The organism is Azoarcus sp. TTM-91 (assembly GCF_012911025.1).
Lineage (GTDB): Bacteria > Pseudomonadota > Gammaproteobacteria > Burkholderiales > Rhodocyclaceae > Azoarcus.
This window is the reverse complement of sequence record NZ_WUEI01000053.1, coordinates 17,732-29,635: the sequence shown is the minus strand read 5'-3', so window position 1 is coordinate 29,635 and position 11,904 is coordinate 17,732. Positions and strand designations below refer to the sequence as shown.

Below are 11,904 nucleotides of genomic sequence, written 5' to 3'. Positions count from 1 at the left end.
GGCCGGAGGTGGCGCCGGGCGAGCGTTGACGTCGGCGGGCCGGTTGGCCTGGCCCGGGCGGGCGCTGCCGACAAAGTCGAAATAGGAGCGGCTGGCGGAGTCCATCGCCAGCCGGCCCTGGCTGCTGCCGGCCGGCGGCCACTGGCGGGCGGCGGCCGGCGTGGATTGCGGCGCGGCGTCCATGGCGTCGATGGCGGCCGGGGTCACCGGCGGATGGATCACGCCATCCTCGTCGGCGACCAAGCCGGCGCGGCTGGCGCCGGACTCGGCCAGGGTGCGCTTCACTGCATGGAAGACGAACTGGTGCACCGCGCGGCTTTCGCGGAAGCGCACCTCGATCTTGGCCGGATGGACGTTCACGTCCACGCCCGCCGGGTCCAGTTCCAGGAACAGCACGTAGGCCGGGTGGCGGCTGCCGTGCAGGATGTCGGCGTAGGCCTCGCGCAGCGCATGGGTGAGCAGCTTGTCGCGCACGTAGCGGCCGTTGATGAAGAAGTACTGGGCGTCGCGGCTGGCGCGGGAATAGGCGGGCAGCGAGGCGAAGCCGGTGAGGCGCAGCGGGCCGCCTTCGGCATGGACCTGGCGGGCGTGGGCGAGGAAGTCGTCGCCCATCAGCGCCGCCACCCGGCGCTCCGCTTCGCCGGCGGGCAGGCGGTGTATCACCCGGCCGTTGTGGGAGAGCTGCATGCCGAGGTCCGGCCGGGCGAGGGCGACGCGGCGGAACATCTCGTCGCAGTGGGCGTATTCGGTGCTCTCGGACTTGAGGAATTTGCGCCGCGCCGGGGTGTTGTAATAAAGGTCGGCTACGTCCACCACCGTGCCCGCGTTGAGCGCCGCCGGGCTGAGGCTGCGGTCGTCGCCGTCTATCTTCCACGCATGGCCGGCGCCGGTGGCGCGGCTGGTGATGGTGGTGCGGGCGACGGCGGAGATGGCGGCCAGCGCCTCGCCGCGGAAGCCCATGGTGCCGACGCGCTCCAGGTCGTCCAGGCTGGCGATCTTGCTGGTGGCGTGGCGCTCCAGGGCGAGGGCGAGGTCATCGCGTTCTATGCCGCAGCCGTCGTCGCTGACGCGGATGCGCCGCACGCCGCCTTGTTCCAGCTGCACCTCGATGGCGCGGGAGCCAGCATCCACCGCGTTCTCCAGCACCTCCTTGAGCACCGAGGCCGGGCGCTCCACGACTTCGCCGGCGGCGATCTGGTTGACGAGGAGGTCGGGCAGGCGGTTGATGACGGGCATTGTCGGCTGCGGAGGAAAGGCGGATGGGCCGGCAATTATACGGGCTGGCCAGGCCGGGGCCGGTGCGGGGCGTAGCCGCCGGCAGGGCATGGCAGGCACCCGTGCAGCGCAGACGCCGCTGGCGCGCGGGCTTGGTTATTATTTGCCCAAACTATTCTGAGGCCCGGGCAACGGGGGAGGCATGCATGCGGCGTGGGGGAGGCATAGGTGTGCGCAGGGGCTGGGCTGCCGGCGTGCTCGGCATCACGCTGATGGCGGCCTGCTCGTCGCCGGGCACGGCGCCGCGCGAAGGCCGCCTGCCGGCCTGGGCGGTGCAGCATCTGGTGAAGTCGGATGTGAACCGCTTCGTCGAGGCGGACCAGCAGCGCATCTTCATCAGCCTGCGGCGGCTGGCGGTGAAGCTCTACAAGCGCAACCCGAAGGAGTGGCGCAAGTCGGCGCCCACGCTGGAGGCGGCGGTGTCGCGCATCTTCGACGACAAGCACGGCTGGCGCTTCGAGGAGCTGGGCTACCGCCGCGGGGTGGATGCGATACAGGTGGCGCTGCACCCCGGCTACCGCGGCGACCGGGTCATGGCCTATATCGTCGGCATGGCGGGCATGGTGCAGTTGGCCTTCGGCGACCGGGAGGAGTTTTACGTGCTGGATGATCTGGACGCCCAGCACCTCTACAATGCGGCCCGCAACGTCGAGATCGCGGCCTGGAAACTGGCCAGCGCGCGCGACGAGCGCGGCGAGTTGCTGTTGCTGTCGAACGAGATCGGCGACATAAGCAACCTCAGCTTCGAACGCGAGTTCGGGCGCATCATCGGCCTGCTGGAGCTTCTCTCCGACGTGATCGAGGAGAAGACCGAACGTACGGTGACCCGGGTGGTCCAGAGCATGGCCACCGCGGTGTTCCTGCCGGTGCACTAGCGCCGGTTTCCGCCCGCCAGGGCGCCGGCGCCTGCCCGGTAATTTTCCCGCAGCCTTTCCTGCAAGCCTCAAGGATCATGAAGTCCATCGTCATTCTCGTTTCCGGCCGTGGCAGCAACATGGAAGCCATCGTGCGCGCCGGCATTCCCGGCGCCCGCATCGCCGCGGTGATCAGCAACCGGCCGGATTCGCCGGCGCTTGCCTTCGCCGAGGCGCAGGGCATTGCCGCGCTGGCGATAGACCACAAGGCCTACGCCGACCGCAGCGCCTTCGATGCCGCGCTGGCCGAGGCGATAGATGCGCGCGATCCCGACCTGGTGGTGCTGGCCGGCTTCATGCGGGTCCTGACCGATGACTTCGTGCGCCGCTACGAAGGCCGCCTGATCAACATCCACCCCTCGCTGCTGCCGGCCTTCCCCGGCCTGCATACCCACCGCCGCGCGCTGGAGGCTGGGGTACGGGTACACGGCGCCACGGTGCATTTCGTCACCGCCGAGCTGGACAGCGGACCGATGGTGATCCAGGCGGTGGTGGCGGTGCGCGACGACGACGACGAGGCCAGCCTGGCTGCCCGGGTGCTGGAGCAGGAGCACCGCATCTATCCGCAGGCGGTGCGCTGGTTTGTCGAAGGCAGGCTGCAGCTGGGCGCAGACAAGCGGGTGAGGGTCGTCGGCGCTGCAGAGGCCGGCGCCAGCTGGACCGTGCCGGCGCTGGGAGCCGGCTGAGGGCAGGCGGCCATGGCCAACCGCCGCCTGCTCCTCGCGCTCGGGGCCTCGCTGCTTGCCCACGGCGCCTTGTTCGGCAGCGATCTCTGGCATTTCTCCCTGGTGCCTCCCGGGCAGACCGCGCCCGAGCCGGTGCTGACGGCCACGCTGCTGCCGGCGCGGCCGGTGGCGCCCCCGCCTGAGGAGATCCGGCCCGTGCCGCCCCGGCCGGTAGCTGCACCTCCCCGGCCCAGGCCCGTCCGCCAGGCGGAAGCGGCCGCTACCAAGGCCGAGCCAACGAGGCTGACGCCGCCGCCGCGGCAGTTGATTCCGGACGTGGATGCGCCCGAGGAGTTCGCCTCACTGGCGCCGGGCAACGGCGGCGCGCTGCCTGTCTCCACCCCCTTGCCGGTGGCGGAAAAGGACGGCGCGGTGGACAATGCGCCCCCGGCGGAAGCATTCAGCATCGATGGCTGGCCGGCCCAGGGCAGCATCAGTTTCCGGGTGTTCCTCGGCGAGAAGCGCCTGGAGGTGGGTGAGGCGAGTCACAGCTGGTCGCATGACGACGACAGCTATCGCATGGATGTGAACCTGCGCACCACCGGGCTGCTCGCGCTGGTGCGCGGCTTCCAGTATTCCCAGCACAGCGCGGGCGGGGTGGGGCCGCAGGGCCTTCAACCCCGGCGTTTCAGCGTGCAGCAGCAGGGCAAGGAGCCGGAGACGGCGCTGTTCGACTGGCAGGCCGGCAGGGTGAGCATCCGCCGCGGCGAGCGCGAGCGGCGCAGCGCCGGGATCCAGCCCGGCGACCAGGACGTGCTCAGCCTGTGGCACCAGATCGGCATCGTCGGCACCGCCGGCCTGCCGCGTCCGCTGACGGTGGTGAGCAACAAGGAAGCCAAGATCGCGCTGCTGGAGGCGGTGGGCGACGAGGGCCTGCGGCTGCCGATAGGCCGGGTCGATACCCTGCGGCTGCGCGCCCAGGCGGAGGATGGCTCGCTCACCATAGACATCTGGCTGGCGCGCAACTACGGCATGCTGCCGGTGCGCATCCGCATGACGGACGACAAGGGCGAGGTGCTGGACCAGCAGGCCACCCACCTGCGGCTGGCGCAGGCGGACGGGAACAAGGGTGGCGAGCGTGAGCTGGCCGCCGTGCAGGAAATGGTAGAACTCAAGGAAGAGAAGAGCGCGGAGGCCCCGAACGGCCTCTTCGCCAACTGAAGGCGCTATGCAGAAACAGACCAAGACGAACGAGGCCGCCATCTCCCGCGGCTTGCTGATCCAGGCCACCCAGGTATTGGGCGCGGTGCTGGCCTTTGAACACCCGGCGGATGCGGTGCTGTCGCGCCACTTCCGCGACAACCGCGAGCTTGGCCACCGCGACCGCGGCTTCATCGCCGAATCGGTGTACGGCATCCTGCGCCGCCTGCGCTGGCTGCGCCGCGTCGCCGGCGACGATGCCACCCCGCGCCAGCTGCTGCTGGCCTGGCTGGCGCGCGGCGAAGGCTGGCCGATGCGCCAGTTCGAGGGCCTGGCCTCGCCGACCGAGCGCGACTGGGTGGCGGAGGTGAAGGCCGCCCCCATCGATGGCGGCAGCCTGGCCGAACGCGCCGACTTGCCCGACTGGCTGGCCGAGCGCCTGCTCGCTACCCATGACGAGGAAACGCTGCTGGACCTCGCCCGCAGCCTCAACCAGCCGGCGCCGCTGGACCTGCGGGTGAACCTGCTGAAGGGCAATCGCGACGAAGTGCTGGCCCGGCTGAACGCCGAAGGCTTCAAGGCCGAAGCCGGCGCCTGGTCGCCCCAGGCCATCCGCCTCGGCGGCAAGCCGGCGCTGCAGAAGCACCCGCTGTTCCTCGATGGCACGGTGGAAGTGCAGGATGAAGGCAGCCAGCTGCTCGGCCTGCTGGTCCAGCCCAAGCGCAGCGAACTGGTGGTGGACTTCTGCGCCGGCGCCGGCGGCAAGACGCTGCAGTTGGGCGCGATGATGCGCTCCACCGGCCGCCTCTACGCCTTCGACGTCGCCGAGAAGCGCCTCGCCAAGCTCAAGCCGCGCATGGCGCGGGCCGGGCTGTCCAACGTGCATCCGGTGCTGATCGCGCATGAGAACGACGCCAAGGTGAAGCGCCTGGCAGGCAAGGCCGACCGGGTGCTGGTGGATGCGCCCTGCAGCGGCCTGGGCACCCTGCGCCGCAATCCCGACCTGAAGTGGCGGCAGAGCGCCGCCGGGGTGGACGAGATGGTCGCCAAGCAGCGTGCCATCCTGGCCTCCGCCGCCCGCCTGGTGCGGCCGGGCGGGCGGCTGGTGTACGCCACCTGCAGCCTGCTGGCGGAAGAGAACGACGCGGTGGTGGATGCCTTCCTGGCCGCTCACCCCGGCTTCCGCCAGATCGACGCCAGCGCGGTGCTGGAGAAACAGGGCGTGGCCCTGCAGACCGGCGAACGCCTGCGCCTCAGTCCGCGACTGCATGACACCGACGGCTTCTTCGCGGCAGTGCTGGAACGGAGCGCCGATGCCTGAGCGTTGTCCTGGTCCCCGGCACCGTGCCCGGGGACTGCTGGCTGCGCTCGCGCTGGCCGCCTTCCTGGCGCCAGCCTTTACTCCTGCCGCCGCCAGCCAGCGCATGCCGGCCAGCGGCGAAGTGGAGGTGGCCTTCACCCCGCGCGACGATGCCGAGAAGCTGCTGCTCAAGGTCATCGGCAGCGCCCGCCGCAGCCTGCAGGTGCAGGCCTACGCTTTCACCAGCCGGCGCATCGCCGATGCCCTGGTGGCGGCGCAAGCGCGTGGCGTGGCGGTGGAAGTGCTGGCCGACGCCAAGATGAACCAGCGGGAGAAGGGCAACGCCCTGCCGCGCCTGCTGGCCGCCGGTGTGCCGGTGGCGCTGGAAACCCGCTACGCCGCCGCCCACAACAAGCTATTGATCGCCGATGCCGATGGCCCGCACTGTGCGGTCGCCACCGGCTCCTACAACTTCACCTGGTCCGCGCAGAACCGCAATGCGGAGAACGTGCTGGTGCTACGCGACAACTGCGCGCTGGCCGGTGCCTATCGCGACAACTGGCAGCGCCACCGCGCGCAGGCCACGCCCATCACCCGTCTGCCCTGGAAGCCCTGATCGAGGAAGTCCTCCGTATGGAAGCCATGTCCACTGACGCCGCCGGAACCGAGTTCGCCGCCCTGCTGCAGCACATCTGGGCAGACCTGCACGACCCCCGGGTGATCTGGCAGGTGGCGGCGTTGGCGCTGTGCCTGGGGGCTGCCTGGATGGTGCAGCGGCTGGCTTCGAAGCGGGCGGCGGGCGCCAACACCAGGGAGGCCGGGATGCCCGCCAGCGCCGCGCGCCGCTTCGGCCAGCACGGCGTGCGGCGGGTGATCTTCCCGCTGTCGGCGCTCATCCTGGTGGTGGGCGCCCGCGCGGTGCTGAACAAGTTCCAGAACGTCTACCTGCTCGACCTCGCGGTGCCGCTGCTGATGTCGCTGGCGGTGATCCGCTTCGTCGTCTTCGCGGTGCGCCAGGCGGTGGGCCACTCCAGCTGGCTGGGCGGCTTCGAGCGCAGCTTCGCCGCGCTGGCCTGGATCGTGGTGGCCTTGCACATCGTCGGCTGGCTGCCGGAAGTCATCGACGGGCTGGACGCCATCTCCTTCACCATGGGCAGCCAGAAGCTGTCGCTGTGGATGGTGATGCAGGGGGCCGCCATGGTGCTGCTGACCGTGCTGGTGGCGCTGTGGATAGGCGGGGTGGTGGACCGCCGCCTCTCCGCCGCCGCCGGGCTGGATGCCAACGTGCGGGTGGTGATGGCGCGGGTGGCGAATGCCCTGCTGCTGCTCATCGCCGTGCTGGTGGCGCTGCCCATGGTGGGCATCGACCTGACCACGCTGTCGGTGTTCGGCGGCGCGCTGGGCGTCGGCCTCGGCCTCGGCTTGCAGAAGATCGCGGCCAACTATGTCTCCGGCTTCATCCTGCTGCTGGACCGCTCGCTGCGCATCGGCAACCTGATCACCGTCGGCAGCGAGCGCGGCGTGGTGCGGGAGATCACCACCCGCTACACCGTCATCCGCGCCGGCAACGGGGTGGAGTCCATCGTGCCCAACGACACCCTGGTGGGCTCCATCGTCAAGAACGAAACCTACAGCGACACCAATGTTTCCGTGTCGCTGGATTTCCAGGTGGCCTACGACGCGGACATCGAGAAGGCGATGGCCATCCTGGTCCAAGTGAGCGCGGGGCAGCCGCGGGTGCTGAAGACGCCAGTGCCGCGCGCCTACCTGGTCAGCTTCGGCGACAACGGCATCAACCTGCGGCTGGGTTGCTGGATCGCCGATCCGCACGAAGGCACGCTGGGCATTTCCTCCGCCATCAATCTGGAGGTGATGCGCCGCTTCAAGGCCGAAGGCATCGGCTTCCCCTATCCGCAGCGCGAGGTGCGGCTGCTTCCTGGCTCCGAACTGAACGCCGTCTTGCCTGTCCCAGACTCCGTGGCCAAGGATTGACCAAGGCGTGTGTTTTGTGGCGATTTCCCGCCAGGCCATCACGTAGAATCGGCACGGCTTTTTCCCTGCAAGGACTCTTCTGCACATGATCTCCGGGTTGTTCGATCTTCCCTGGTGGGGCTACGTCCTCGTCGCCCTGGTGCTTACCCATATCACCATCGCCTCTGTCACCATCTTCCTCCACCGCCACCAGGCCCACCGGGCGCTGGATCTGCATCCCATTCCCAGCCATTTCTTCCGCTGCTGGCTGTGGCTGACCACCGGCATGGAAACCAAGGCCTGGGCGGCCATCCACCGCAAGCACCACGCCAAGTGCGAAACCGAGGAAGACCCGCACAGCCCGCAGACGCGCGGCATCCGCAAGGTGATGTGGGAGGGCGCCGAGCTGTACCGGGCCGAGGCGAAGAACGCTGAAACCCTGGCCCGCTACGGCCACGGCACGCCGGACGACTGGCTGGAGCGCAATGTGTACCGGCGCTCCACGCTGGGCGTTTCCCTCATGCTGATCATCGATCTCATCGCCTTCGGCCCCATCGGCCTGACGATCTGGGCGGTGCAGATGGTGTGGATTCCGTTCTGGGCCGCCGGCGTGGTCAACGGTCTTGGCCATTACTGGGGATATCGCAATTTCGACTGCACCGACGCCTCCACCAACCTGGTGCCCTGGGGCCTGATCATCGGCGGCGAGGAACTGCACAACAACCACCACAGCTTCGCCACCTCGGCCAAGTTCTCCGCCCGTTGGTATGAGTTCGACATCGGCTGGGTGTATATCCGCACGCTGGAGCGGCTCGGGCTGGCCAAGGTGAAGAAGGTCATCCCGACGCCGAAGTTCGGCGAGGCCAAGCTGATTCCCGACCTGGATACCCTGCAGGCGGTGATCACCCATCGCTACGACGTCATGACCCACTACGTCGCCTCGCTGAAGCGCATCTGCGCAGAGGAGATCGACAAGCTGGTGAAGAGTCATCACGCCGGCAGCTTCGATGCCAAGGCGCTGAAGCGCTGGGTGCTGTCCGGCGAGGAGCGCCACCTCGCCGAGGGCCAGAAGCAGCAACTGCAGGTGGTGATGAAGGACAGCACCGCGCTCAGCCTGGTGGTGTCCATGCGCGAGGAGCTGTCGGCGATCTGGGCCCGTTCCGCCGCGACCCACGAGCAACTGCTGAAGCAGTTGCACGACTGGATGGTGCGCGCGGAGGAGAGCGGCATCCAGCAGCTGCAGGAGTTCTCGATGCGGCTGCGGCGCTACGCGGCCTGAAAAGCCCGGCGCCGGACGTGAAAAAGGGAAGCCGCTGCTTCCCTTTTTCATTGCGGTGCGCTTGCGGGTCAGCCCGGGTTTTCGTCCCGCAGCGCATCGGCCCAGCAGTTCGGCGTCTCGTAGAGGCGGACGCGTTCCAGCCGCAGGTGATTGCCGTAGATGTCCTGGTAGGCCGCATCCAGGATGCGGAAGGCGACGGCGGCGAGGTTCTCGGCGGTGGGTACCACATCCAGTTCCACCGTCTTGTGGCCGGGAACCGTGGCGAGGAAATCCACCACCAGACTGTCGCCGCGATAGACGAGAAAAGCGTGGTCCCAGCGGCTGACGACCTGTTCGTTGGCGATGCGCTTGACGTCGGCGAAGTCCATCACCATGCCGTTGACCGGCTGCCCATCGGCCTTGATGATGTCGCCCGACAGGGTGACCTCCAGCACATAGCGGTGGCCATGCAGGTGGCGGCACTGGCTGGCGTGGTCCGGTATCCGGTGGCCGGCGTCGAATTCCAGGCGGCGGGTGATGCGCATGGCGAGTCTCAACAGAAGGGCCGCGGATTATAGCACCGGCCCTCTCCCCGCCGCCCTTGCTGCGGCGCCTGTCTTTCCCTGCAACCCTCTGAGTCGATGATGATTTCCCCTGTCCGCCCCCTCACCATCCGCAACCACGACCGTGATCTGGCCGGGCTGACCTATGTCTATCCGGTGCTGTCGCGTCGTGCCGGGGGCGTGTCCATCGGCATCAACCTGAATCCGAACAACGCCTGCAACTGGCACTGTGCCTACTGCCAGGTGCCGGACCTGGTCCGGGGCAAGGCACCTGTCATCGATCTGGCGCAGCTGGAGCAGGAACTGGGAGGCTTCCTGGACGATCTCGTCCATGGCGACTGGCTGCAACGCCATGCGCCGGAAGGCATGCGCACGATCCGCGACCTCGCCTTCTCCGGCAATGGCGAGCCGACCAGCGCGGCGGTCTTCCCGGAAGCGGTCGAGCTGGCGGTGCGCCTGCGGGAACGGGCCGGCCTGGGAAGCGAAGTGCCGATCCGGCTGATCACCAACGGCAGCCTGATCGCGCAGGAACATGTCCAGCAGGGGGTGCGGGCGCTGGGCGAGGCCGGCGGCGAGGTGTGGTTCAAGGTGGACGCCGGAACGGCGGAAGCCATGGCGCGCATCAACGGCGTGCGCATGGAGCCGGCAGTGGTGGCGAAGCACCTGGCATTGAGCGCTTCGCTGTGCCCGACCTGGGTACAGACCTGCATGTTCCGCTGGGATGGGACACCGCCGTCTGGCAGGGAGCTTGCAGCCTACCTGGACGTGCTGACCGCGGCGGGTGTGGACACGCTGCAAGGGGTACTGCTCTACGGCCTTGCTCGCCCTTCCATGCAGGTGGAGGCGAGCCATCTGACGGCGCTTGCCGCCGAGGAACTGGAGGCGCTTGCCGCCCGTATACGTGAAAAAGGGCTGACGGTACGCGTCAGCCCTTGAGATTGCCTACTGCCGGCACGGATCAGCTGCGCTCTTTCTTCTTGGCGCGGGCTTCCTTCTTCAGCGACTTGTAGAGGTCGGGGTTGGTCGCCTTCAGGTACTCGGCAACTTCCACGTCGTCCTTCTTCACCTTGCTGATGTCGATCTGCTCGATGTGCACCAGGCGCAGCAGGGCCTGGACGGGGCGCGGAATGTTGCGGCCGCTCTCGTAGCGGGAGCCACCGCTTTGGGTTACACCGATCTTGGACCAGAACTGGGACTGGTTCAGACCAAGCTTGCGGCGAATCTCGCGAACATCAATGGTTTCAGCGTTTTTCATGATTTAGCCCTGTGTTGGGTAGCCAGACTTGATATGTGACCTGGCTGGGTTTTAAGAAGTTCCTACGACTTAAGTTGTAGGGTGAATCAAGTATAGATCACTATTCTTCATACATACAACCGGGATGCCGCCCAGTTCCGGGTTAACCGTAACCAATATTTGCGGTTCTCCGTGCCAAGATTCTCACTCCTGCAAAAACCTCCGCCTTTGGATAGAATTTCGGGCTTTATCCACAGGCGCTTGGATCGATGGCTCTGATAGTTCAGAAGTATGGTGGCACCTCCATGGGCAGCCCCGAGCGGATCAAGAACGTTGCCCGCAAGGTGGCCAAGTTCCGCGCCGAGGGCCATGACGTAGTGGTCGTGGTTTCGGCGATGAGCGGCGAGACGAACCGGCTGATTGCGCTGGCTAAGGAAGTGGCGGCGACGCCCGAGCCGCGCGAGCTGGACGTGGTGATTTCCACCGGCGAGCAGGTCACCATTGGCCTGCTGTGCATGGCGCTGCAGGACATTGGCGTCAAGGCGAAGAGTTATACCGGCAGCCAGGTACGCATCCTCACCGACTCCTCCTTCACCAAGGCGCGCATTCTGGAGATCGACGAAGCGCGCGTGCGCCGCGACCTGCAGCAGGGCTCGGTGGTGGTGGTCGCCGGCTTCCAGGGCGTGGATGCCGAAGGCAACATCACCACGCTCGGCCGCGGCGGTTCGGATACCACCGGGGTTGCACTGGCGGCGGCGCTCAAGGCTGACGAATGCCAGATCTACACCGATGTGGACGGCGTCTATACCACCGACCCGCGCATCGTTCCGGAAGCCCGCAAGCTGGACACCATCACCTTCGAGGAAATGCTCGAGATGGCCAGCCTGGGTTCCAAGGTGCTGCAGATCCGTTCGGTCGAATTCGCCGGCAAGTACAAGGTCAAGCTGCGTGTCCTGTCCAGTTTCCAGGACGGAGGGGAGGGCACGCTCATCACAGTTGAGGAAGACAGCAACATGGAACAGCCCGTTATCTCCGGCATCGCCTTCAACCGCGACGAGGCCAAGCTCACCGTTCTCGGCGTGCCAGACAAGCCCGGTATCGCCTACCAGATCCTCGGTCCGATCGCGGACGCGAACATCGATGTGGACATGATCATCCAGAACGTCGGCCACGATGGCACCACCGACTTCTCCTTCACCGTCGGCCGCGGCGACCTGGACAAGGCGGCCAAGATCCTCGACGGCGTGAAGGCGCATTTCGGCGCCCGCGAGCTGAAGAGCGACAAGACGATGGCCAAGGTTTCGGTGGTCGGCGTCGGCATGCGTTCGCATCCGGGCGTGGCCTCCAAGATGTTCCGCACGCTGGCCGAGGAGGGCATCAACATCCAGATGATCTCCACCTCCGAGATCAAGATTTCCGTCGCCATCGAAGAGAAATACCTTGAGCTGGCGGTGCGCGTGCTGCACAAGGCTTTCGGCCTGGACGGCGGCGAAGCTTGAAATTGACCCGTTGGCGCGAACCAGC

General features: G+C 67.4%; 12 protein-coding genes. 9 read left to right on the top strand and 3 right to left on the bottom strand.

Going from position 1 to position 11,904, the window contains the following annotated elements:
* Positions 1-1,236: DNA mismatch repair endonuclease MutL (gene mutL / locus GRF61_RS14745; protein ID WP_169151394.1), on the bottom strand; the 1,236-nt coding region annotated here is incomplete at its 3' end.
* A 185-nt stretch (positions 1,237-1,421) separates the two neighbouring features.
* Here mutL and GRF61_RS14740 point away from each other — a divergent pair.
* From GRF61_RS14740 to GRF61_RS14710, 7 genes are all read left to right on the top strand, one after another.
* Positions 1,422-2,150: a hypothetical protein gene (locus tag GRF61_RS14740; RefSeq protein ID WP_248281256.1), complete on the top strand. Its 729-nt coding sequence runs from the start codon at positions 1,422-1,424 to the stop codon at positions 2,148-2,150.
* Positions 2,151-2,227: 77 nt separating this feature from the next.
* Complete coding sequence (purN, locus tag GRF61_RS14735) at positions 2,228-2,875, top strand: phosphoribosylglycinamide formyltransferase (RefSeq protein WP_169151393.1); 648 nt, start codon at positions 2,228-2,230, stop codon at positions 2,873-2,875.
* Positions 2,876-2,887: 12 nt separating this feature from the next.
* Complete coding sequence (locus GRF61_RS14730; protein ID WP_169151392.1) at positions 2,888-4,075, top strand: DUF3108 domain-containing protein; 1,188 nt, start codon at positions 2,888-2,890, stop codon at positions 4,073-4,075.
* A 7-nt stretch (positions 4,076-4,082) separates the two neighbouring features.
* Entirely contained in the window at positions 4,083-5,375 is a 1,293-nt protein-coding gene (locus tag GRF61_RS14725) for an RsmB/NOP family class I SAM-dependent RNA methyltransferase (RefSeq protein ID WP_169151391.1), read from the top strand.
* Positions 5,368-5,970, top strand: a complete 603-nt coding sequence (locus tag GRF61_RS14720) for a phospholipase D family protein (protein ID WP_169151390.1) — start codon at positions 5,368-5,370, stop codon at positions 5,968-5,970. Before GRF61_RS14725 ends, GRF61_RS14720 begins: the two co-directional genes overlap by 8 nt.
* A 26-nt stretch (positions 5,971-5,996) precedes the next feature.
* Positions 5,997-7,346 carry a mechanosensitive ion channel domain-containing protein gene (locus tag GRF61_RS14715; RefSeq protein ID WP_169151389.1) on the top strand — a complete coding sequence of 450 codons (1,350 nt, stop codon included), beginning with the start codon at positions 5,997-5,999 and terminating at the stop codon, positions 7,344-7,346.
* A gap of 85 nt (positions 7,347-7,431) precedes the next feature.
* The gene (locus GRF61_RS14710) at positions 7,432-8,604 is read left to right on the top strand and encodes a fatty acid desaturase (protein ID WP_169151388.1); all 1,173 of its coding nucleotides are present in this window, start codon (positions 7,432-7,434) and stop codon (positions 8,602-8,604) included.
* Between the two features lie 68 nt (positions 8,605-8,672).
* On the opposite strand, the gene queD is transcribed toward GRF61_RS14710, so the two are convergent.
* Entirely contained in the window at positions 8,673-9,128 is a 456-nt protein-coding gene (queD, locus tag GRF61_RS14705; protein ID WP_169151387.1) for a 6-carboxytetrahydropterin synthase QueD, read from the bottom strand.
* Positions 9,129-9,227: 99 nt separating this feature from the next.
* On the opposite strand from queD, the gene GRF61_RS14700 reads away from it, so the two are divergent.
* The gene (locus GRF61_RS14700) at positions 9,228-10,082 is read left to right on the top strand and encodes a radical SAM protein (protein ID WP_211165982.1); all 855 of its coding nucleotides are present in this window, start codon (positions 9,228-9,230) and stop codon (positions 10,080-10,082) included.
* 22 nt (positions 10,083-10,104) lie between these two features.
* Here GRF61_RS14700 and GRF61_RS14695 read toward each other — a convergent pair whose 3' ends face one another.
* The gene (locus GRF61_RS14695; RefSeq protein WP_169151385.1) at positions 10,105-10,401 is read right to left on the bottom strand and encodes a helix-turn-helix domain-containing protein; all 297 of its coding nucleotides are present in this window, start codon (positions 10,399-10,401) and stop codon (positions 10,105-10,107) included.
* A 248-nt stretch (positions 10,402-10,649) separates the two neighbouring features.
* Here GRF61_RS14695 and GRF61_RS14690 point away from each other — a divergent pair, with 248 nt between their 5' ends.
* Positions 10,650-11,879: an aspartate kinase gene (locus tag GRF61_RS14690; protein ID WP_169151384.1), complete on the top strand. Its 1,230-nt coding sequence runs from the start codon at positions 10,650-10,652 to the stop codon at positions 11,877-11,879.
* The last annotated feature ends 25 nt before the right edge of the window (positions 11,880-11,904 follow it).